Origin of the sequence: Lachnoclostridium sp. An131, from assembly GCF_002160825.1 — a bacterium.
GTDB lineage: Bacteria > Bacillota > Clostridia > Lachnospirales > Lachnospiraceae > Laedolimicola.
On the sequence record NZ_NFLI01000006.1, the window covers coordinates 81,013 to 104,322 of the forward strand.

Consider the following 23,310-nt stretch of genomic DNA (forward strand, 5'->3'; position numbering starts at 1 on the left):
TCCTCCCTGTCAGAATGGATTTACCGGATCCATATCAAATTGTATATTCAAAGCCTGAAGCCCGCTTTCCCGGGCAAGCTCCGGCTCGATATTCTCTTTCCAGGACAGCAGCGCCGCAAGGCTTTTGCATTTCAGGTACAGCACCTTGCGGTACATATCCTTCAGCTTTGTAAGCCCTGCGTCTGCAGGGCCAATCACCTGAATTCCGCCATTCTCTCCCGGTTCTCCGCGCAGTCCTTCATCCGTCCGCTGCCTTTCCCCTGCAGAGCCGAGCCCTTCATTCCGGGGAACCGCCACCCTGCGCACAGCCTCAGGCGCCAGCCTTCTTAAAATCACAGCTCCTGCTTCCAGCTCCTCCTGATCCTCGGATGTCAGATAAAGAGCCATCAGATGGGCTGCCGGCGGATAATGCATCAGGCTCCGGTAGGCCATCTCCTGCCGGAAAAATTCCTCATAATCCTGTGCTGCCGCCGTCCGGATGCTGTAATGCTCCGGACTGTAGGTCTGAATAACAGCGACGCCCTTTTCCCTTCCCCGGCCTGCTCTTCCGGCTGCCTGGGTTAAAAGCTGAAAGGTCCGCTCAGATGCCCGGTAATCTCCCGCGTAAAGCGAAAGATCCGCCGCCAGAATTCCTACCAGCGTCACTCCCGGAAAATCATGTCCCTTTACAATCATCTGGGTTCCCACCAGGATATCTGCTTCTCCGCGGGAAAAGGCCTCAAGAATTTTCTCATGTCCGCCCTTCTGCCTGGTCGTGTCATAATCCATCCGCAGCACCCTGGCCCCCGGAAATTCTCTCTGAACCTGTTCTGCCACCTGCTGGGTTCCCGCCCGGAACGCACCGATATACGCTGAGCCGCAGGAAGGGCATTTTTTCACCGCCTCCTGCTGATATCCGCAGTAATGGCAGAGCATGCGCCCCCCTCCATGCAGAGATAAAGCAATATCGCAATGTGGACATTTTATCACATGTCCGCAGGCTCTGCAAGAAACAAAGCCTGCATAGCCCCGCCGGTTCAGAAACAGCATCACCTGCTGCCCCTTTGCCAGCCTGTCTTCCATCAGCTCTTTCAGCCTCGCGCTGAAAATCGAACGGTTGCCCAGCCGCAGCTCCTCCCGCAGATCCACGATCTCCGTCTCCGGAAGCTCCCGTCCCGGCACGCGCGCCGGAAGCTCATATAACTGGTATTCTCCGGTTCTCGCCTTTTCATACGAATCCACAGACGGCGTGGCTGAGCCCAGCACTACAAAGGCTCCACTCATACGGGCCCGCTCGACAGCCGTCTCGCGTGCATGGTAGCGCGGCGCAGTCTCGCTTTTGTAGCTGCCCTCATGCTCCTCATCTATGACAATAATTCCAAGTCTGTCAAAAGGCGTAAACAGAGCCGAGCGCGGCCCAATCATCACCCGCACCTGCCCTGTCCTGGCACGCTCGAACTGATCGTAGCGCTCCCCGGCCGAAAGCCGGGAATGAAGAATCGATACCTGATCGCCAAAGCGTCTGTAAAACCGCAGCACCGTCTGAAACGTCAGCGCAATTTCCGGAATCAGAACGATCGCCTGCTTTCCTTCTTCCAGGACAGCCGCAATCAGCTCCATATAAATCTCCGTCTTGCCGCTGCCGGTTACGCCGTAAATCAGCGAAGGCCTTTTGTCGCCTGCCGCCGCCCGCGCAAGGATCCCAGCTGCCGCTGCCCGCTGCTGCGGATACAGCTCTACGGGATGGTGCTGCACTTCGGAGGGCCTGACCGGATTCCGGAATACCGTATCCGTCTCCACCCGCAGGATCCCTGCCTCCTCAAGGACCTTGACTGTCTGGGCTGTGATGTGAAGTGATTTCAGAGCGCTTCCGTAATCCAGCCCTTCTTCCTGGTTCTCTTCTGCCAGCAGCGCCTCCAGAAGCCGGAGCCTGGCTTTCTGATTTTTTCTTTTCAGAATTTCCCGGTATTCTTCTGCCTCTTTTCCGGATACAGCCAGTACAATCCTCCGCTTCACCTTTTCCTGTACGGCCCGCCGCACAGGAAGCACCGTCTTAAGGGCCTGATTCATGGTAGAGCCGTAGAAACGGCGCATCCAGGAGGCCAGCGCGATCAGCTGCCCTTCCAGCCGGATTCCCTTTTCCGCGATCCCGATGATCTCCTTTACGCGCTCAGGATCCCATTCACATTCCTCCGTCAGCTCCACCACATAAGCGGTCAGCCTGCGGCTGCCGTTTCCAAAAGGGACAAGAACCTGCATGCCGACGCTCAAAGCATCCTCCAGCTCCTCCGGCACCCGGTACTGAAAGGTTCGATCCAGCTTTTCCAGGGAAATGTCCACGATTACATTGGCGTATTTCACTTTCTTCCAAGCTCCTCCAGGACCTCCTGAATCAGCACCCGCTCATCCATCGGATATTTGACTCCTTTGATTTCCTGGTAATCCTCATGTCCTTTTCCGGCCAGCACAATCACATCTCCAGGCTGTCCGTGCTCTATCACATAGCGGATCGCTTCTTTGCGATCGATAATCTCCACATATTTCCCATCTGTTTTCTCAATTCCGGTCCGGATATCGTCGATAATCGCCTGCGGCTCCTCAAACCTTGGATTATCCGAGGTAATCACCGTCAGATCCGCAAGCCGTCCTGACACCTCTCCCATCTCAAACCGCCGCATCCGGGAGCGGTTTCCTCCGCAGCCAAACAGGCACACCAGCCGCTTCGGGTGATATTCCTTTAAGGTGGTCAAAAGGCTCTCCAGGCTCATCGCATTGTGCGCATAGTCAATCATCAGCGTAAAGTCGTCCGACACCTTCACCTTTTCAATGCGCCCCTTGGTCTGCGCCACCTCAAGAGCTGCCAGAATATCCTCCTTTGAAATATCAAAATGACGGCATACCGCAATCGCCACCAGCGAGTTGTAGACGCTGAACCGGCCGGGCATATCGATTTCCACATCCATGTTCATGAGCCCTGCCACATGATAAGCCACTCCCAGGAACCCTGGACGGCTCACCAGCTTTACATCGGAAGCACACAGATCCGCCTTTTCTGAAAATCCATAGGTCTCCACCTCACAGCTGTGTCCTTCCAGAATCCGGCTGCAGTACTGGTCGTCCAGATTCACAATACCTGTGCGGCACTGGCGGAACAGACGGCTTTTACACTCCAGATATTCCTCAAAGCTCTCATGCTCATTCGGCCCGATGTGATCGGGCGCCAGGTTCGTAAAGATTCCGATATCAAACAGAATCCCTGCTGTCCGGTGCAGCTTCAGCCCCTGAGAGGAGACCTCCATGACTGCCACCTGGCAGCCTGCTTCCACCATAGCCGCAAAATACTGCTGAATCGTATAAGATTCCGGCGTCGTATTGCTGGCCGGAATATGCTTCTCTCCGATAATCGTCTCTATGGTTCCAATCAGGCCTGTACGGATTCCCGCATGCTCCAGGATCGAACGGATCATGAAGGTCGTCGTAGTCTTTCCCTTCGTCCCGGTGATGCCGATGACCTTCAGCCTTCTGGCCGGATATCCAAAATAAGCCGCTGATATGAGGGCCAGCGCATAGCGGGTGTCCTTCACCAGAACCACACAGGTTCCTTCCGGAACCTGCACCGGACGCTCCGCCACGATAACCACAGCTCCGTTCCGGGCAGCGTCTGCCGCCGCGTCATGGCTGTCAAAGACCGCTCCTTTGATGCAGACAAACATGCATTCCTTCGAAACCATCTTCGTATTATAGACCAGTTCATTTACATTTACGTCAATGCTGCCGCTTATGACCTCGTATTCCAGGTCCTTCAGCAGTTCTCTTGCTGCTCTCATCCCTATTCTCCAATCAAAATATCATAAGACGACCGGAAGCACTCTCCCGGCTGCAGGCTCTGCTCGTCAAACTTATCCTTCAGCTCCCCGTCAAAGCCCATATTATCGCATCTGCCAATCCAGGGCTCCAGGCAGATAAACGGCGCTTCTCCTCCCGCCGGCGCCCAGATTCCGACGCTCAAAGCATCCGGACACCGCATAGTCACAAGCTTCGTCCCATCCGAATCCACCAGGCTCACCTTTTTCACCTGTCCGTGATCAAAAATCAGCGCATCCTTATCAAAGGTGTGGGCATCCACAGAGCAGGCTCCGTTATCAAGCTTCAAGATCTCCGGGTGCTCCGCGTCCACAGCCGCCGCTTCCAGATTGATCGATACGCGTTCCAGGCTCTCCTGCCCGTCAAAGACGAGAGTGCAGCCTGTCTGCTGCGTCACGCAGAAGCCCGGATGGCCTCCGATGGAAAAATACATTCTCTTTTTCCCCGGATTTTCCACCTTCCATTCTACTGTTACACAGTTTCCTTCTATTTTATGCGTGATCTCCAGCACAAAATCAAAGGGATAGACCTTCCAGCTCTCTTCATCTGATTTCAGGCGGTGCGTCACATGGGACTCTCCCAGCTCCACGCATTCAAACCTTCTATCTCTGGCAAAACCATGCTGGCCCATCGGATATTTCTTTCCTTCATATGTATAATACCCGCCGTTTACCTTTCCCACAAACGGAAACAGTACCGGCGCGTGGCGCGCCCAATACAGCGGATCCGCCGTCCACAAGGCCTCACGGTCCTTCCTTTTGTCATAGACGCTGCAAAGCTCCGCCCCCTCATCGCTCACCTGAATTTTCAGCTCTTCATTTTCCAACACCCGCATCTGCGCCATATCCGTTCCTCCTTCTGTTAACTGAAGGTATTATATCATGCCTGTCCTTTTTTTCCAATTCCAAATGGCTGATTTTCGATTCTCTTAAGTCTTTTTTAAGTTTTGCGCCATTTTTTTATGGTTAATTTAGAAAATGGACATACTTTGAACACATTTGGGCATTATAATAAAGCACAGATAGTTGATAAGACATCACTATCTCCCCCCTCATAAGAAAAGAAAAACCGTCCGGGCAGCCGGACGGTTTTTCTTTTCTGCTTTTCCCAGATCTGGGATTCACACACATTATTTCCAATTCCATCGTCCATAACGCTTCGTGATGGACGCAATCAGCTCTGTCACCTCATCAGACATTTGTCCCGGAAGCAGCCTCCACTTCCAGTTTGTTCCTACCGTGGACGGAGTGTTCATTCTGCTCCTGTTGTCCAGACCGAGGTAATCCTGCATCGGCACAATGCAGATCCGCGCTGCGCTGCGCATAATCAGGCTGATAAAGGAAAGATACAGGTTCTTCTTTCCCGTACGCATATCACAGAGATATTCCCTGGCAAGAATCCTTTCCTCTTCTGTAATACTGTCAAACCACCCGGCAATCGTCTCATTGTCGTGAGTTCCTGTGTATGCCACGCTGTTTTCCGGGTAATTATGGGGCAGATAATCGCTGGCACACCCGGAATCACGGGAATCAAAAGCAAATTCCAGCACCTTCATGCCAGGATAACCGCTCTCCCACACCAACCGTCGGACAGAGTCTGTGATATACCCCAGGTCCTCCGCAATAATCGCCTTTTCTCCCAACGCAGAGTTCACCGTATGGAACAGCTCCATCCCCGGCCCCTTCTCCCAGTGCCCGTTTGTGGCATCCTGATCTCCGAAGGGAATAGAGTAATACTCGTCAAATCCCCTAAAATGGTCGATCCGCACCACATCATAAAGCTGATAACAGTAAGCCAGCCTCTGAATCCACCACTGATATCCGGTCTGGCGGTGATAGTCCCACCGGTACAGCGGATTTCCCCACAGCTGCCCTGTGGCGGAAAAACCGTCCGGCGGGCAGCCCGCCACAGCCGTCGGCATATTGTTCCCATCCAGCTGAAACAGCTCCGGATGCGCCCAGGTATCTGCGCTGTCCATCGCCACATAAATCGGGATATCACCGATGATCCGGATTCCCTTTCCATTGGCATAAGCTTTCAGCTCTCTCCACTGCCGGATAAACTGATACTGCAGATACTCCTGAAATTCTATGTCAAAATAATATTCCCGCTGATAATATTCCATGGCATTGTTCCAGCGAAGCCGGATGTCCTCGGCCCATTTCGTCCATTCCTGGCCGCCGAACACCCCCTTGACCGCCATGAAAATCGCATAATCCCGCAGCCACCAGCTGTTTTCATATCGAAATCTCTGAAATTCCGAATCCTTTGCAATCTGGCTGCGTTCATAGGCTTTGCGCAGCAGCCGATACCGTGACCGGTATATTTTCTCATAATCCACAGAATCCGGCTTTTTCCCAAAATCCTCCGCCCCGCATTCCTCTTCTGTCAGCACTCCCTCCTCTACCAGCCTTTCCAGGCTGATGAGATAGGGATTTCCTGCAAAGGTAGAAAAGGACTGGTACGGAGAATCTCCATAGCTGGTTGGTCCAAGAGGCAGAATCTGCCAATAGCTCTGTCCGCAGGCCTCCAGCCGGTCTACAAATTCGTAGGCTTCCTTTGAAAAGCAGCCGATGCCATATCGTGACGGCAGGCTGGTAACAGACAGCAGGATTCCACTTTCCCGTCTCAATTTTCTTCCCTCTCTTTGCCGTTATTTTGAAATTCCATCACAACCCCGTAATGATCTGATACCAGAGGCCCGTTTGTCCCGTCGCAGATCACTCTGGACACAGAAGGCGAAATCCTCTGGCTGCACCAGATATAATCAATCCGCATGCCCTGGTCCGCACCGCCTTCCTTCCAGCCGTCGATAGCGCCGCCAGCCGTATCGCCCCGGTCCTTCGTCCGGGCCGTTTCATACATATCATGCCAGCCGGAGGAGCGGATCAGGTCGTACCCTTCTCCGCGGATGTCCGCTCTGGAATTGCAGTCACCCATCAGCCACGCTGGCCCCTGGCTGTCTTTCAGCCAGGTCTGGCTGACTGCGGCAGACAGCCTGCTCCACTGCTCCTGGAAAGGCTCCTCTTCATCCTGCCACCAGCCCATGTGGACACAGCCGAACCACTGCGGCCCCTCAGGCGTACGGATTCTCATCCCCAGCGCCCGGCGGGTCTTCCAGTTGTGATAATCGTGTGTCTTTGATATAAAAAACTGATCTGTATCATCCACCGGCCACACGGTAAAGAGCGCCAGGCCCTCGTCGTACCGCTCATAGCCTACCTTGGCAGGAATCCAGGTCCAGCTCATGGGATATCCGCCCTTTTTCAAAAGCCAGGCCAGCCGGAATGCATGATTGTCCACGCGCACCACCGCCGTATCCATATCCTCTCTTCCCGCACAGGGAAGATATCCCGTCTCCTCCAGACAGGATTCCGGCGCCGGCTTGGCGCTTATCGTCTGATTCACCTCCTGGAGAGCCATGATCTGGGGCTGTTCCTTCCGAACAACCCCACAGAAGCCAAGCAGCTTTTCTTCGTAATCCGGTTCTATGATACTGTGGCTGTTTAACGTAATCAGCTTCATTCCTACCGCCTGCCTTAAAGAATATCGTTAATATCAGATTTCAGCACATCGGCCTTGGGACCGTAAACCGCCTGTATTCCTCCGTCCTTCTTGATGAGCCCCATAGCTCCTTCTGCCTTCCATTCCGGAAGCTCAGCTACCTTTTCCAGATCCTTTACCGTCACTCTCAGCCGAGTCATACAGGCATCTACCAGCACTATGTTCTCTCTTCCGCCCAGCAGGCTGATGATCCGCTCTGCCTGCCCGTTTCCACCTGCTGCACTCTTCGCTCCCGCTCCAGCCTCTGCGCCCTCTGCATTTTCATCCGTATAATTGCCGAGGCGTCCGGGCGTCGCGAACTTAAATTTTCCGATCATATAATAAGCCACAAAATAGCCTATCACGAAGAATACAACCACTGCAATCACAAAATTAATGATATCTCCGATCAGCCCGGCATTCACAGACATGGGAATTCGAGTCAAAAACTCCAGATTTCCAAAGGAATGCAGCCTGAGATCGAAAATTCCGGCCAGGGCAAACGCACATCCCTGCAGAACCGCATATACCAAATACAGCGGCAGCGCGCAGAACATAAACATAAACTCCAGCGGCTCCGTCACACCGGTAAGGAACACTGCCAGGCCCGTAGAAATGAACATGGAACGGTAATTCTTCCTCTTGTCTGCATCCACACGGCGGTACATTGCCAACGCAATTCCCAGAAGAAGGCCTGTCGCTCCAATCATCTGGCCCACCTTAAATCTTGCCGGTGTAACCGTTGTCAAAAGCTCCTGATATCCGGCCATATCTCCTGCATTTTTCAGGTTGATCAGGTCAGTCACCCAGGCAAGCCACAGCGGATCCTGCCCAAACACCTGGGTTCCGGCGTTCGCTCCGGTCAGAATCGTGTAGGTTCCGCCAAAGGACGTGTAATTCATCGGAATCGTCAGCATATGATGCAGACCGAAGGGCAGCAGCAGACGCTCCAGCGTGCCGTATATGAACGGCGCCAGCACAGGAGAGGTATCTGACGAATTGGCAATCCAGACGCCAAAGGAATTGATCCCTGTCTGCACCACCGGCCATACCACAGCCAGAACCACGGAGACAATCACAGAATACCAGATTACCATCAAAGGAACAAAACGCTTTCCATTGAAGAATGCCAGCGCATCCGGAAGCTTTCTGTAATTGTAATACTTATTGTAAACTACGCCTCCCACAAAACCGGAGATAATCCCGACAAAGACGCCCATATTCAGAGCGGGAGCTCCCAGCACTGACGTAAAATAACCATCCACCAGGATCTCCTGGCCAAACAGGGTATGAGTCACAGCCCCTTCCGTAGCCAGCATCTCTGAGGTCACCCCGAAGATCGCTCCTGTAATGGTATTAATCAAAATAAATGCAATCACAGCCGCAAAGGCTCCGCCTGCCCTCTCCTTTGCCCAGGAGCCGCCGATTGCAGCAGCAAAAAGGATATGCAGATTGTTGATGATCGCCCATCCGATATTTTCCATCGTGCTCCCGATCGTGACAATCACATTCACGTCCACACCTGCCATCTGTACCAGCTTTCCGATACTGATCATCAGGCCTGCCGCAGGCATTACGGCGATTACGGTCATAAGCACCTTGCCCAGCTTTTGAAGGAAGTCAAAATTAATCGGGAATTTCTTTTTTTCCTTTTTCGGAGCAGAAACGGAATCCCCGCCTTTTTTTTCATCAGCAGCCTCTGCAGCAGCTTCTCCGGCAGCTTCCGGCATTTCAGCCGCACAGCACTCATCCAGCACCAGAAGGAGCTCGCTCTCTCCGGCCTTCATCTCTCCTTCCACCGTGTTCAGCGTCCGGTTCTGGAGGCCGTCGCACACCAGCACCGGAGTAACAGGGTTAAGTCCCTCCGCCTTCAGCGCCTCCAGGTCCACCTCGGCCAGCAGATCGCCTGCCTTGACCTGCTCTCCCTCCTTTACATGCACCTGAAAGCAGGAGCCCTTCAGCTTCACCGTGTCCAGTCCCACATGAATCAAAAGCTCCAATCCTTCTGCAGTTCTCAGCCCATATGCATGCAGAGTCTCCGCCACCGAAACTACTTCTCCGTCCACAGGACTTACGATTTTCCCTTCCGACGGGATAACCGCCGCTCCATCTCCCAGAATTTTTCCCGAAAATACCGGATCCGGCACATCATCCAGCTTCACAGCCTGCCCGGTCACCGGAGACAGAATCCGGATTCCCATACATCCGTCCTCTTTCACGTTCATAACGCTCTACCTCCCACTTTTATCATTATCTTTTGCGTTTGTAGCGCAATCGCTTGCATTAACTATAAGCAATCTTTCCTGTTTTCTCAATACCTTTTGTTATTTTATTTGTATTTCTCCGTTTTGCATAAATTTAATCCGGTAATTTTGTGCAATTTTGCGTTATATTATCGCAATCGTTTGCGTCAATTTGCATTATTTCATTGACAGACCTTCCCGATCTATATAAAATAAAGATGACGCCGGCGGACCAGGCAGAAAAAGCTGCCCTGTGCGCCAGCGCCAATCATATATATTGAAAGTAAGGAGCGATTTTATGCCTGTGACCATTAAAGATGTAGCTGCCCTGGCGGGCGTATCCCCTTCCACCGTATCACGTACCTGTAAGGATCATCCATCGATCAGCCGGCAGACCAAAGAAAAGGTACGCCGCGCCATGGCTCAGCTTGGCTATGAGCCTAACTTCCAGGCAAGCAATCTGGCTTCCCAGAGCTCCAGGACCATCGGCATCATCCTGCCCGCCTCAGAACAGGAGGCATACCAGAATTCCTTTTATCTGGAAACAATCCGCGGCATCAGCCAGCTCTGCAACCAGAAGCAATATATCAACACTGTCATTACAGGAGAAAATGAAGAAGAGATTCTTCAGGGAATCCGTACCATGGCCCGCAGCGGCCAGGCGGAAGGCTTTATCGTCCTGTACTCCAGAACCCATGACCCCATCGTGGAATATCTCAGCGGCGAGGGCCTGCTCTACGTCCTGATCGGCAAGGCCTATCACAATGCCAATCAGACCATCTATGTAGACAATGATAATGTTCTGGCCGGGAAGGAGGCCGCCTCCTATCTCATCCGCATGGGGCATCAGAGAATTGCCTACATTTCCCCGGACAACTCCCTGCTTTTCGCAGAGGATCGAAAGACAGGCTATATAGCCGCTCTTCTGGAGCACCAGCTCCCGGTCCGCCCGGAATACTGCATTGAAATGAACTGCCCGCCGGAAAAAAGAAGCGCCATGCTAAAAGAGCTTCTCTCCTCCTCCGGCCGCCCCACCGCAGTCCTGGTCAGCGACGACATTCTCGCCATGTTTGTGGCAGGCGCCTGCGGGGGCTTGAGACTCTCTGTCCCCGGCGATCTTTCCATCCTTTCCTTCAACAATTCGCTGTTCGCTCAGCTCAGCTATCCGCAGCTGACCTCCGTGGACGTCAACGCGCGGCAGCTTGGAATCGAGGCGGCAGCTCAGATGATCAGCCATATTGAAAACCCCGGCCTTCCGGCTACCAAGATTATCGTGCCCCATGTGATGGTCGAGCGGGATAGCTGCGCTCCTCCAGCCAGCGCATAAACGCAGGAACGGCAGGCGCCAGTGGGCATCCAAGGGGCTGGCGCGGTAAATTTTTTTACTCTTGATTTCTCCGTCCGGTGTGCTATAATACCGATAGACGCATTGCCGCGCCAAGGGTATTTCCCAGATGGCATGCCCCGATACCGGCGCAGGAAAGTGTCCCGGTTTTGCAGATATAGTTCATCGGTAGAACGCCAGCTTCCCAAGCTGGAGAGGCGGGTTCGATTCCCGTTATCTGCTTCCTGTTATCAGCCTGAATTCCTTATATTTTCAAGGAGTTCAGGCATTTTTTCTTTTAGGGAATCTATCATAATATTGTTTACACATGTTTACACTTTATCGAAATCTCAATATTTACGTTTTATATACTATCCAGTAATTGTTCAGTTTCCCTGCTGCCGTTCCGGTCAAAACAGTAGTTTCTCAATGTTGTGATTTCACTTTCATGTCCCAAAAGCTCTCTCGCCGTGTTAATCGGCATCCCGCTTGTAACTAACTGTGTAGCAAACGTCTTGCGAATTTTATGAGAACCTTTCCTCGGTATTTCTAGTTCATCACATAAATCGTATAGATAAAGGCAAACCCTCATACCCCGCATAAGCCCGCAACAACAAAGGTAAGCTCCTGCTTTCTCATTGTACCTTTCATTCGGTGGGGATAGACAACCAGCAGAGCAAGAAGCCCCATCACAAAGCGAAAAAACAAAATTTCTACTGGTTGAAAGTCTACCAGCAATACCTTTGTGGAAATAAAAGTTGTTCCCCAAATAAGAATTGTCAATAAGGCCGATAAATGGCCGATTGTTTTATTTTGTTCCATGTTGATCGCCTCCCGTTTCCTCTTTTCTCAAGAATATCTCTCGGTAGGCTCCGGGGGACAGACCGATAAAACTGTTGAAATAGTTAGTAAAATGGCTTTGGTCGGAGAAGCCCGTTTGCATGGCGGCATCTATGGGGGCAACGCCCTGTTCTAACAATTTCTTTGCCGCACCAATGCGAACATTTTCAAGATAGCGGTAAGGAGTAACACCTTTGGATTTGACAAACGCCCGTAACAGCGTGGATTTGCTCAGATTTGCACAGCGGCAAATCCGATCCAAATAAATGCGCTCGGTGTAGTGCTGCTCCATAAAAGTACAAGCTCTTTCAATTTCCTCCCGACATTCTGGAATACATTCTTCAAAGGGCTGTCCATAACGCTGGATCAGCAATGATAAAAGCAAGAGAAGATTTTCTTCTTTGTCAAATTCGGGTGAGCCACTCATTACAAGCTCATGGAGTGGCCGCAGGTAACAGGTGATTTCTTCATCATAGATCACGGTCTGCGAAAACCCCGGAAGGGAACGCTTACCGGTAACTTCTTCTGCCAGATCCAGCATGATTTCCTTTGTGATATTAAAGCCCCGATAGTCCATTGTCCCTTCATCTGCCTGGACACAAGCATCCAAAAGCTCATATCCGTAAAAAACACCTTTATGAAAAGGAATCGTTACCTGTATACAATTCATTTGAAGAAGATGCCCCTGCTTCATTACTGTGCTGTTTGGCGGTACCAGATTTCGCTCTATGTACTCCTTGGATGTGTCAACGGTTGCCACAATACATATTAATTTGTTCAGACTGTCTGAAATATCCTTAACAGATTTTTCGTTAACTGTCTTTCCCTGTCATCATTCGTAGCAGCATTGCAGGAGTGAAAATAGTGCATCCATGCTCGTACATGGTACAAACCGCATCCATAACAGCCATATCGTAGCCCGTGACATTGTATGAACTTAAAGTCAGGTTATCACCATCCAAAGACAGTCTCAGCGAAGTATAAACTTCCGGTATCACTTCAAAGTTAGTCTCTTTCCCATTGACCTGTATTGGATATCTGGTATATCTGCTCCGGCTTTTTGTGGTTCTGGTCGTACAGGCTGTAATCGCGTGTCTGCTGGTCATAGCAATCAGGAGGAAATCATGCTGCAAGTAGAATTAAAAAAGATATTATTTCATCATAAGGGGCTTTTACTTCTTCTGATTGCTCTGGCGGCTTATGCAGTCTTTTGCGTCGGCAGCGGCTGCGACAGCAGTTATGTGATTGACCGGAATGAAGATATCTACCTGACCTACATGGAACGCTGGCAAGGCGAGATAACAGAGGAAAAGGCGCAGGAGATGGAGGCGGAGTACGCAGAAGCCACCTGATCCGATGACGGCAGAAAAGCCGTCTTTTTGACCATCTATAACCAGTATTACTATGCAAAAGAAGCCCCCGCCCATCGTTTCCTGATGGATGAACGGGGATGGGACACATTGCTGACCCACAATGGCGTGAATGTAATCCTGTTACTATTTCTGCTGGCGCTCTGTGTTCCGATATTCTGCGGGGAGTACCAGTGCGGGATGGCGCAGATCCTTCACTCTTGCAGAAACGGCCGGAGCCGGTTGGTTTGCTATCCTGATTACACTGCTCTCCATCCTGTTCCGGCAGACGGTGCTGACTACATTTTCCGGCATCACGGTTTCTATCCTGCCACATTTGATCGGCGGCAGCTTTCTCAAATATGTCCTTCCGCTCCCGGCAGGTCTGCTGGCCGGAACCGGCTATGTGTGGGGAACACTGACAGAGGTTGGATATGACGAGGACTGGAACTTGATTGATATAGTAACCTTTCCGGGTATCACACCGGAGCAGTTCGGCTTTTTGATAGTCCTGTTCTTGGCTATCGTATGTCTGCTTTGTCTCAGATTTTATGTCGGCAGGCGGAAGGCCATTCCTGCCCGCCCGCTCCTAACAGCGGTGCTCATACTCTACATGACCGTTTCATTGACTGGCTGCGGGCACAGCAATTCCAGTGAGATTACGCATGATTTTTTGGCCGATGCGTCCAAGGAAGAAAACAACGCCTACACGGTAGAGCTTGATATGGTGGAGAGCGCCATCACTGCAACCAGCAAGGCCACAGGTGAGGCCATCCTGCTGACCTATGATCCCTTTGGACAATCCGGGGCGATCTCCAGCATCTACGTTGATGAGGACGCCTGTTATTACGCCTCCAGCGGCGAGGTGGGCGATGGTTTTCAGATTTACCGAATCGACTTCAAAGATTTCTCTACACGGCTTTACTTCAGCACCGGCTCTGATAACACGGCAACCTTTTGGGGACTGCTTGACCATGAACCAACGGTGGATGAACTGCTGGCAGATGCAGGCTCTATTACATCCTTTGTCGTAGACGGGAACTACATCTGCTATCTGCAAGGCGGACGACTTTATAAGGTATTCCGTTGGACGGGATATGAAACCGTAATTGTTTCCAGTACAGAAAAATGCAAAAACACACAGAGCCGCCCGGCCGGAATGACTCAGCCAGACAGCTCTGTATGTGTTAGATAAGGGAAAACATGCCCAAATAGTGAAACAAAAAGCAGAGAAATCAGTCTACAATTGTCTGCTCTGTGGTGTTGTCAAAGATGTGAATCTTGCTGGTGTCCATAGCCAGTCGGATTCTGTCGCCTACGCCTGCTTTCTGGGAGGTATCCAGGGAAGCGACCCAGCCGGCCTCCTCGATATCGAAGTACACCAGGGCCTCAGAGCCCAGCATCTCATACACGCGGACCTCGGCGTCGAAGCAGGATTTACTGAACTTCTGCAGGCTCTCCGGATCTCCATGGATGTCGGAGGGACGGATGCCCAGAACTACCTTCTGTCCCACATAGCCGCCTTTTCTGAGAGCCGCCGCCCGATCTGCATTCAGGGCAATCTGCTGTCCGGCAAATTTCAGCACTACCTCGCCGTTCTCCTCTACAGCGTCCGCCAGAATCATATTCATCTGGGGGGAGCCGATGAAGCCCGCCACGAACTTGTTGCAGGGATGATCGTAGAGATTCTGGGGCGTATCAATCTGCTGCACGACTCCGTCTTTCATGACGACGATTCTGGTTCCCAGGGTCATCGCCTCGGTCTGATCATGGGTTACGTAGATGATCGTGCTTCCCAGTCTCTGATGGAGCTTGGAGATCTCCACGCGCATCTGACCCCGCAGCTTGGCGTCAAGGTTAGACAGGGGCTCATCCATGAGGAAGACCTTGGGGTTGCGCACAATGGCACGGCCCATGGCTACTCTCTGTCTCTGGCCGCCGGACAAAGCTCTGGGCTTCCGATCCAGAAGCTGCTCCAGATCCAAAATGCGGGCTGCCTCCCGGACTGCCCGGTCGATCTCGTCCTTGGGCGTCTTCTTAAGCTTTAAGGAAAATGCCATATTGTCATACACGGTCATGTGGGGATACAGAGCGTAGCTCTGGAATACCATGGCGATATCCCGATCCTTGGGCTCTACATCGTTCATGACCTTTCCATCGATAATAAGTTCTCCGGAAGTGATATCCTCCAGACCTGCCACCATGCGCAGGGTCGTGGATTTTCCGCAGCCGGATGGGCCTACGAAAATGATAAATTCCTTGTCCGCGATATCCAGATTAAAATCCTTTACCGCCTCATATCCGTTGGGATATTTCTTGCATACATTTTTCAGCTGAACACTTGCCATAATTTCCTCCTGTCCGGGACCTGTCTGCAGGCCCTGTCTTTTCTCATATTTCTATGTTAAAACTGCTCTCTGTTTTTTTCTGAGTTCCATCGGCTCCTGAAAGCGCAGCGTCCGGCACGCGCCTCTGTCTCCTGCTATTTCTGCAGCAGCCATCTCGCCTGGAAGGGTCCCATAGCCACATTCTCCGCCTCCAGTCTCTCTCCTGACAAAAGATCCCGGCAGTCTCCGCCCTCTCTGATCCAGGCCGTCCGCGGCTCTCTGCTGAAATTGAAGACTGCCGTCAGCTTCTCTCCTTCCAGTTCCCGTACCAGGCACAGAAGAGCCGGGTCGTGCGTTTCCGCCGTCCGCACGGAAGCCGTGCTGAGGAATGCCCTGCTGTCTCTACGGAGCCGCTCCAGCTTTCCGATGCCATCGAACAGCACCTGCTCCACAGCGCCCTGTTCTTTCCGCCGTTCTGCCGCCTCCCAGTGGAATTTCCCTCTGTGTACATAACGGGAATCCGCAGCCTTCGCCGGGTCCGACTTATAGCTGTAATCGTTGAGCTCCCCGATCTCGTCGCCGCTGTAAAGCATAGGGATGCCGGACAGAGTCATCATACAGGCATGGAGCATCAGGTCGCAGGCCAGAGCCTGATTCAGAGCCTCCGGATTGCCGCTTTCTTCTGCCGCTTCCAGGCCGCACAGGGAGGCTGTGGTGCCGCAGAGTCTTGCGTCTCCCGATGCGGGGTCGTCATTGTAGAGCTCTCCCCTCGCCATAGAACCGGGCCAGTTTCCGGTGAAGTAGGCGTTCAGGAATTTCTTGTGGGGGACCTCCTCCATTTCTTCCTTCTGAAGCCAGGAGTATTCCAGGCCCCAGCCAATATCGTCATGGCACCGGAGATAGTTGAGAAATACGTACTCTCCCGGAAGCCCGTTTATCACATCCAGCTGATGCTTTAAAAGGGATACCTTTCCGGTGGCCAGCGTATGCCAGATAGAAGCCATGGTCGTCACATTGTAAAGCATATGGCATTCAGGCTTTTCCACGGTCCCGAAATAAGGCACCACTCTGGCCGGCTCCATAACCACCTCGCCCAGCAGCAGAACACCCGGACAGACCACCTCGCAAATCATCCGCAGCATCCGCACAATGGTATGTACCTGCGGCAGATTCCGGCAGCTTGTGCCAAGCTCCTTCCAGATATAGGGCACCGCGTCGATCCGCAGCACATCTACCCCGTGATTGGCCAGATTAAGCAGATTGTCCACCATGATGTTAAATACATCCGGATTCGCGTAATTCAGATCCCACTGATAAGGATAGAATGTCGTCATCACGTATTTCCGGACATCCTCCAGCCAGGTAAAGTTGCCGGGAGCTGTGGTGGGGAACACCTGGGGGCAGGTCTTTTCATACTGAGCGGGTATATCGTAGCTGTCAAAGAAGAAATACCGATCCTGATACTCCTTTTCTCCCGCCCTGGCCCGCCTGGCCCATTCGTGCTCCTCCGAGGTATGGTTCATGACGAAATCCAGGCACAGACTGATGCTCCGCCTGTGGCACTCCTCCGCCAGCTCCTTTAAGTCTGCCATCGTTCCCAGGCTTTCTTTCACCTTCGTAAAATCTGACACCGCATAGCCGCCGTCGTTGTTTACCACCGGGGAATCCAGGAGCGGCATCAGGTGCAGGCAGCGCACTCCGCACTCCGTAATATAACCCAGTTTCTCCTTTACTCCTTTCAGGGTACCGGCAAAGGCGTCGGTGTACATCATCATTCCCACCATATCGCTGCGCTTGTACCAGTCCGGATTTTCCTCTCTTTTCCGATCCAGCCGTCTGAACTTTTCGTCCCGCTCCCGGCTTCGCTGTTCCATCAGCCCGCAGAGTTCCTGAAATTTTTCGATTCCACCCTCGTACAGCTCACAGTACAGCCATTTCAGTTCGTCATAATGCCGGCCCATTCTCCGGCTGAACAGCGTCTCTCTCCCCATTCTCCTCACCTGCCTGTTTTATCGCTCTTTTTACGCAATCGCATAATATTTTTTCATCTCGCCAATAAAGTTCTCTTCCGCCTCTATGTACACCAGCTCGCCATGGCAGCGCACCGTATACACGGGAGCCTTCGCCCGTCCGGAGGTAAAGTCTCTGGTTTTCAGGCCCTCCGCTGTCTTCCGTCCCGGAAGAATCTCCTGAAAATCGGCACGGTACGCGTGATAGACATCCTTTCTTTTTGCCTTCCGGATAATTTTTGAAATGGTAAAGTCGCCGTTCACATACACGTATTCGTACTCGTATCTCCAGCTCCGGAACAGAAAGAAGCCCGTGACCGCCAGAATCACCGACGGAATCAGCATGGCCGCCGCGAAAAACACCGCGTCCACAAAGAACACCAGCGCGGCTGATACCATCAGCGCCTTGACAAGCTGCTGTCTCCTGTTCAGAATATAGGGCACATACCACTCAAATACCACGTCTCTCATCGCTTTTTCTCACCTTTCACGCCATTTTCAGCACCAGCTGTATGCCTTCGTATTCTCCAAGACTGCCGGGCACCGGGATTCCGGCGCTCATCAGAAGCTTTCCGGAGTATTTTCCTTTCAGTCCCTCAATCCGGTAATATCCGTCCTCCAGAAGACCTTTCAGCCGCACAAATCTCTGGGCGTCATTTCCCTCCCGATCTGTGATTACGATGCTGACCAGGGATTTTTTCTTATCCTGGGACACCTGCTGCCAAGCTGTAAAATACGGATTTTCATAAGGACTCGCCAGCCGGTAGTAATCTCCGTCCACGATCACCTTGTAATACTTCTTGTAAAACTGTATCTGCTTTCTGCAGGCATCCTTCTCCTCCTCCGTCATCTTCAGCGGGTCCAGCTCATAGCCGAAGATTCCATCCATCGCCACGATACCGCGGGTTCCGAAAGGAACGGTCCTGCCCGTGATATGATTGGGGCAGACGGAAACATGGGCCTCCATGGAGCTCACCGGATAGGCGAAAGAAGTTCCGTACTGGATTTTCAGCCGGTTCACCGCGTCTGTGTTGTCGCTGCACCAGATCTGGGGCTGATAGTAAAGCATCGCCGGGTCAAACCGGCCTCCGCCTCCGCAGCAGCCGCAGAAAAGTACGTCCGGATGCTTCAGGATTACCTGATCCATCACGTAGTAGAGTCCCAGCACGTACCGGTGGAGCACCTCCCCCTGGCGTCCGGTCCCAAGAAGGGCGGACCAGGCTTCCGCAAGGCTGCGGTTCATATCCCATTTTACATATTCGATATGAGCCGACTCCAGCAGGCTGTTCATGGCTTCTATCAGATACTCGCACACGTCCCGCCGGGAAAGATCCAGCGCCAGCTGGTATCTTCCTCTTACCGGAGGCCGTCCCGGCTCCCGCAGGCACCAGTCCGGATGCTTCCGGTAGAGATCGCTGTCCTCAGAAACCATCTCCGGCTCCACCCAGATGCCAAACTGCATCCCCATCTCATGAATCTGCCGGGACAGCTCCGAAATTCCTATCTTAAGCTTCTCCTGATTCACCGTCCAGTCGCCCAGGCCTGAAACGTCGTCATCCCGTTTTCCAAACCAGCCGTCATCCAGCACGAAAAGCTCCACGCCCAGATCCGCCGCCTCTCTGGCGATAGCCAGAATCTTTTCATCATCAAAATCGAAATACGCCGCCTCCCAGCTGTTCAGGAGCACCGGACGCATCTTTTTGCGAAAGGGTGAGCGGCAGAGGTTTTCCCGGAAAATCCGGTGATAAATATGGCTTAAACCTGTAAAGCCCTGGTCTGACCAGGCCAGCACCGCCTGGGGCGCCTGAAAGTCCCCGCCAGGCTCCACCAAAAAGGAAAAGCCGGAAGGATTGAGCCCCGCGTTCAGCCGAAGCTGCTTATACTGGTCCCGCTCCGCCTCGATCAGAAAGCCTCCGCTGTACACCAGAGAGATTCCCCAGCACTGCCCCCGGTCCTCCCCGCAGTCCTTTTCACAGACGATAGCAAAGGGATTGTACTGATGGGAGGATGCTCCCCGGCTGCTGCCGATGGCATGAACGCCGTCCGCAGCGGCGATCCGCCGGAACTCCCGTTCCATGGTATGCCTCCCGGAAAAATAAATCAAATCATAATCGGAATCCCGAAAGTCAATGGTGGCGGACATAAGCTTTTCCAGCCTGACCACATCCTTTCCCCGGTTCACCAGCTTCACCGAGCGGGCGATCACATCCTTTTCCGCAAATACGGTATAGGACAGCTCCGCCTCCACTTTGCTCACCGGATCTGCCAGGCAGATGGTCAAGGTCTCCGCCTGTTCCTGGGGTTCGGCCCAAAGCCCCGGCATCCCGTCTATCCTGCAGGCGCCCTTTCTGATCTCGTATCCAGCCACCTTTCCGCCAAACGCAGAGCCTCCCTCTCCCCAGACAAGCTCCAGGCTGGGACTCCGGTAGTCGCCGCTGCGGCTGCCGGAGAACTCCTGGGGCAGGAAGTCCAGAGAAAAGGTCCTGTCGTTTCCTGCCTCATAGGGATTCGGGGAAAAGCCCCGGTCGGAAAAGGTGAGAAGGTAATCCAGATCCTCATCGGGAATCCTGCTTCCATAATACATGTGCAGCAGATTTCCGTATCTGCTGACCTTCATCATATAGGAGCTGTGTGCCGTCTCCAGTATAAAGGTTTTTGTTTCTGCATTATATCTTGCTGCCATCTCGCATCATCCTGTCTGTCTTTTTTTCGGTATTACTTTCCTCCCGTCATGGCTACGCCCTCGATGAACTGCTTCTGGAAGAACAGGTACAGAACCACCATGGGAATCATCGCCAGCAGGGAGCCGGCCATCATCACCGGGAAATTGGTGCTGAACTGTCCTCTTAAGGTCGCCAGTCCGGAGGAAAGAGTCATCATATTCAAATCTGTGTTTACAATCAGGGGCCACATCAGATCTCCGTAGGCAAACACCGCTGTGAACACAGCCAGCGCCGCCATGGAAGCCTTCGTCAGCGGCGCCATGACCTTCACGAAAGTCTGCCACTGGTTGCAGCCGTCCAGATAAGCCGCCTCGGCGATCTCATCCGGGATTCCCAGATACGCCTGCCTTAAGAAAAAGGTTCCGAAAGCGCTGACGATGCCAGGGAACACCAGCGCAAAGACGGTGTTCGTCAGTCCCAGCCTGGCCAGCATCTGATACTGGGGCGTAATGAAAATCTGGGACGGAAGCATCATCTGGACCAGAACCAGTGAAAAGAGCAGGTTCTTTCCCTTGAATTTCAGCTTTGCGAACGCGTAGCCCGCCATGGATGAAAACAGCACCGCGCAGACTACCCGCCAGAATACCATCAGTGCAGTATTCTTGTAGAGGGCCAGGAAAGGCAGGGAAGCCATGGCGTCTTTAAAATTGTCTAACTGCCAGCTTTCCGGCAGAATGTCCGGCGGAATCATCATGCTTTCCTCCACCGTCTTGAAGCTGGTAAGGAACATCCACACGAAGGGGAAGATCATGATAATGCAGCCGATGATGAAAAAGGCATAGATCCCGGCAGTACGAAGCTTTCTGGATCTTTCCAATGATGAATTATTCATACGCTCCTCCTTTCTATACCTCGTAATTTACCCATTTTTTCTGTCCCCAGAACTGAACCGCCGTCACAACGCCGATAAGGGCCACGGTCCAGATGACCACCGCAGAGCCCAGTCCCCGGTTGCCTGTCACGAAGGACTCCCGGTAGAACAGATACATCAGCGACTGTGCTTTGGTCAGGGCAGGGTTTCCTTCCTCCACCAGCATGTAGATCAGATCATACACCTTGATGGAGGACATCAGTCTCATAATCATAACCACGAACAGGGTCGGCGATACCATAGGCAGCGTGATATGGAAAAACTGCTGCAGCTTCGTGGCGCCGTCCAGGCTGGCCGCCTCGTAGTAGGACTTGGAGATATTCTGAAGTCCCGACAGAAGCAGCACCGCGTCGTAGCCGATGGCAGACCAGATCGCCACGATAGCGCAGGTCACCATAACGATATTGGGATCTGTGATCCAGTTGACCTTGCTGTGCAGAATCGTGTTGATGATACCGTACTCTGTGTTGAACATCCACTTCCACACCATGGCCACGGCTGCGGGAGCCACCACCATCGGCAGGAAGAATACGGCACGGAAAGCTGTCCTTCCTTTGATCTTGGCATTCAGCATGACGGCCACGATAAGGGACAGGAACAGTCCCAGGGGCACCGTCAGTATACAAAAATACAGGGTATTTAAGTTTGCTCTCCAGAATTCAGCGCTGGTGAACATTTCTATGTAGTTGTCCAATCCCTGAAGCTCATACAGACCAAAGGGCATGGTCTTGGAAAAGCTCAGCTTGATGGTATCCAGAAACGGATAAATATTCAGCACCAGCAGGCCGATGATCGTGGGCGCCACCATCAGGTAGGCCCAGCGGCTCTCCGATTTGGAACGCCTGCTTGCTTTTGCACTTAGATTTGCCATAGTCTCCCTCCTCAGTCATCTTCGGCTGCCGCCCTCAGGGCTTCCTGCATGCCGTCCATGCCTTCTTCAAAGGATATCTCCCCGGAATAGATTTTCAGCAGCAGATCGGACACATCCGTCTTCCATACAGAACGGTACTTGTTGTTTACCGACTGTACGCTGTAGTCGAACATATCCACGAAGCACTCCACATTCAGGCGGTAATCAAACTGGTCAAACACATCGATCCAGGTCTGCTCCAGACCCTCGTAGGCCGGAATCGCCGCTCCGGATTCTCCCTGAATCCGCTGTCCCTCTTCGGAACCGAAAAAACGCAGCACATCCTTTACGATGTCCAGGTTTTTGTTCTTCGGAGAGGTGGCGTAGCACAGGCCGTTGGAGATGGTCGCACGTCCGCCGCCCTCCGCCGGGTCCGGACAGGCCGGAAGCACCGCCACGTCCCATTTTCCTTCCATGTCAGGATAATTCTGCATCTCAGAAAGGATGTTCCAGTTTCCTTCCAGGAACATGGCTCCCTGCTCGGAGAAAAACGCTGTTCCGGGAGAGGTTTCCGCAAAATAATTCTGATCCGGACACCATTCTTCTTTCTGAAGATTGATGTAGAACTCCATGGCGTCTCTCGTGGCCTGATTGTCAAAGCCGCCCGTCACACCATCCTCCGCCAGTATGTATCCGCCATTCTGATATACAAAATTCCAGTAGCCAAGCTGGTCGTCCGCGTAGGCCATGTAACCATACTTGCCTGTAGCGTCATAAATCTTCTGAGACGCTTCGCAGAGATCGTCCCAGGTCCAGGTCTCATCCGGGTAGGACACGCCCGCCGCATCAAACATCTCCTTATTGTACACCAGTCCTACGGTATCCTTATCCTTGGGTACGCCGTAATAGCGTCCGTCACTTCCCTGGACATTGCTTAAGGACACCTCCGAGAAGTGCTCCTCAAAGTAACCCGGGTCCGTCTCATCGTACAGATCAGTCAGATCCGCGATCTTCCCGTAATCCGCGTATTTGAGGATCTCGTTGGTGTGCATCCAGAAGATGTCCGGCATTTGGTTGGAGATAGCCGCAGCCTCCAATTTGGTCCAGTACTCGCTCCAGCTGGTTACCTGCACTTCAATGACCACATCCGGATGCTGTGCCGTATAGGCATCGCACATAGCCTGCATGCCGTCCCTCTGGGCGATATCCCAGATCTGGAACGTCAGATGAGTCTTGCCGTCGGCAGAAGCCCCGCTGCAGCCGGAAACGGCAAGAACCGCCGCGCACAGGAACGTCAGCAAAACTGCCTTTTTTAGTTTCTTCACACCTTTCCCTCCTTTGTCATTTTATACAGAAACTAAACTTCAGTCCATGGATAAATTATATCA

18 protein-coding genes, 1 tRNA gene and 1 pseudogene are annotated in these 23,310 nt (G+C 52.6%); 4 read left to right on the top strand and 16 right to left on the bottom strand.

Translation table 11 applies throughout. The features are described 5' to 3' along the window. Window positions 1-9 precede the first annotated feature (9 nt). From priA to B5E77_RS06275, 6 genes are all read right to left on the bottom strand, one after another. Window positions 10-2,340 (bottom strand): replication restart helicase PriA, encoded by a 2,331-nt coding sequence (gene priA / locus B5E77_RS06250; protein ID WP_087164519.1) that lies wholly within the window; start codon window positions 2,338-2,340, stop codon window positions 10-12. Next, window positions 2,337-3,806 (bottom strand): UDP-N-acetylmuramoyl-L-alanyl-D-glutamate--2,6-diaminopimelate ligase, encoded by a 1,470-nt coding sequence (locus B5E77_RS06255; RefSeq protein WP_087164520.1) that lies wholly within the window; start codon window positions 3,804-3,806, stop codon window positions 2,337-2,339. Before B5E77_RS06255 ends, priA begins: the two co-directional genes overlap by 4 nt. A gap of 2 nt (window positions 3,807-3,808) precedes the next feature. Continuing rightward, entirely contained in the window at window positions 3,809-4,687 is an 879-nt protein-coding gene (locus B5E77_RS06260) for an aldose 1-epimerase family protein (protein ID WP_087164521.1), read from the bottom strand. A 285-nt stretch (window positions 4,688-4,972) separates the two neighbouring features. Then, on the bottom strand, window positions 4,973-6,475 hold the full coding sequence (malQ, locus tag B5E77_RS06265) for a 4-alpha-glucanotransferase (protein WP_087164522.1): 1,503 nt from the start codon (window positions 6,473-6,475) through the stop codon (window positions 4,973-4,975). After that, the gene (locus B5E77_RS06270) at window positions 6,472-7,368 is read right to left on the bottom strand and encodes an endonuclease/exonuclease/phosphatase family protein (protein ID WP_087164523.1); all 897 of its coding nucleotides are present in this window, start codon (window positions 7,366-7,368) and stop codon (window positions 6,472-6,474) included. Before B5E77_RS06270 ends, malQ begins: the two co-directional genes overlap by 4 nt. 14 nt (window positions 7,369-7,382) lie before the next feature. After that, window positions 7,383-9,611, bottom strand: coding sequence for a PTS transporter subunit IIBC (locus tag B5E77_RS06275; protein WP_087164524.1), 2,229 nt, complete (start codon window positions 9,609-9,611; stop codon window positions 7,383-7,385). A 316-nt stretch (window positions 9,612-9,927) separates the two neighbouring features. Here B5E77_RS06275 and B5E77_RS06280 point away from each other — a divergent pair, with 316 nt between their 5' ends. Further along, window positions 9,928-10,956 (top strand): LacI family DNA-binding transcriptional regulator, encoded by a 1,029-nt coding sequence (locus tag B5E77_RS06280; RefSeq protein ID WP_087164525.1) that lies wholly within the window; start codon window positions 9,928-9,930, stop codon window positions 10,954-10,956. A gap of 169 nt (window positions 10,957-11,125) precedes the next feature. Next, window positions 11,126-11,196, top strand: a tRNA-Gly gene (locus B5E77_RS06285). Window positions 11,197-11,317: 121 nt separating this feature from the next. Here the strand turns inward: B5E77_RS06285 and B5E77_RS17770 are convergent. From B5E77_RS17770 to B5E77_RS06300, 3 genes and pseudogenes are all read right to left on the bottom strand, one after another. Then, the gene (locus B5E77_RS17770) at window positions 11,318-11,554 is read right to left on the bottom strand and encodes a tyrosine-type recombinase/integrase (protein ID WP_087164526.1); all 237 of its coding nucleotides are present in this window, start codon (window positions 11,552-11,554) and stop codon (window positions 11,318-11,320) included. Next, a pseudogene (locus B5E77_RS06295) lies at window positions 11,545-11,775 on the bottom strand (EamA family transporter); the annotation flags it as partial. The pseudogene B5E77_RS06295 and the gene B5E77_RS17770, both read right to left, overlap by 10 nt. Beyond that, window positions 11,762-12,463, bottom strand: a complete 702-nt coding sequence (locus B5E77_RS06300; RefSeq protein ID WP_242963640.1) for a helix-turn-helix domain-containing protein — start codon at window positions 12,461-12,463, stop codon at window positions 11,762-11,764. The pseudogene B5E77_RS06295 and the gene B5E77_RS06300, both read right to left, overlap by 14 nt. A gap of 454 nt (window positions 12,464-12,917) precedes the next feature. Between B5E77_RS06300 and B5E77_RS06305 the strand changes: the two genes are divergently transcribed. Beyond that, window positions 12,918-13,145 (top strand): hypothetical protein, encoded by a 228-nt coding sequence (locus tag B5E77_RS06305; RefSeq protein WP_087164527.1) that lies wholly within the window; start codon window positions 12,918-12,920, stop codon window positions 13,143-13,145. 163 nt (window positions 13,146-13,308) lie between these two features. Then, window positions 13,309-14,337: a hypothetical protein gene (locus tag B5E77_RS06310; protein ID WP_087164528.1), complete on the top strand. Its 1,029-nt coding sequence runs from the start codon at window positions 13,309-13,311 to the stop codon at window positions 14,335-14,337. Window positions 14,338-14,377: 40 nt separating this feature from the next. On the opposite strand, the gene B5E77_RS06315 is transcribed toward B5E77_RS06310, so the two are convergent. The 7 genes from B5E77_RS06315 to B5E77_RS06345 all read right to left on the bottom strand — a co-directional run bounded on the left by B5E77_RS06315 (window position 14,378) and on the right by B5E77_RS06345 (window position 23,247). Continuing rightward, on the bottom strand, window positions 14,378-15,490 hold the full coding sequence (locus tag B5E77_RS06315) for an ABC transporter ATP-binding protein (protein WP_087164529.1): 1,113 nt from the start codon (window positions 15,488-15,490) through the stop codon (window positions 14,378-14,380). A 134-nt stretch (window positions 15,491-15,624) separates the two neighbouring features. Further along, window positions 15,625-17,460, bottom strand: coding sequence for an amylosucrase (locus tag B5E77_RS06320; RefSeq protein WP_087164530.1), 1,836 nt, complete (start codon window positions 17,458-17,460; stop codon window positions 15,625-15,627). 30 nt (window positions 17,461-17,490) lie between these two features. Next, complete coding sequence (locus tag B5E77_RS06325) at window positions 17,491-17,949, bottom strand: DUF6106 family protein (protein WP_087164531.1); 459 nt, start codon at window positions 17,947-17,949, stop codon at window positions 17,491-17,493. A gap of 16 nt (window positions 17,950-17,965) precedes the next feature. Further along, on the bottom strand, window positions 17,966-20,161 hold the full coding sequence (locus tag B5E77_RS06330) for an alpha-galactosidase (RefSeq protein WP_087164532.1): 2,196 nt from the start codon (window positions 20,159-20,161) through the stop codon (window positions 17,966-17,968). 32 nt (window positions 20,162-20,193) lie between these two features. Next, complete coding sequence (locus B5E77_RS06335; RefSeq protein WP_087164533.1) at window positions 20,194-21,033, bottom strand: carbohydrate ABC transporter permease; 840 nt, start codon at window positions 21,031-21,033, stop codon at window positions 20,194-20,196. Between the two features lie 13 nt (window positions 21,034-21,046). Beyond that, window positions 21,047-21,943 (bottom strand): carbohydrate ABC transporter permease, encoded by an 897-nt coding sequence (locus B5E77_RS06340; RefSeq protein ID WP_087164534.1) that lies wholly within the window; start codon window positions 21,941-21,943, stop codon window positions 21,047-21,049. 11 nt (window positions 21,944-21,954) lie between these two features. Beyond that, entirely contained in the window at window positions 21,955-23,247 is a 1,293-nt protein-coding gene (locus tag B5E77_RS06345) for an ABC transporter substrate-binding protein (RefSeq protein ID WP_330394631.1), read from the bottom strand. Window positions 23,248-23,310: the final 63 nt, after the last annotated feature.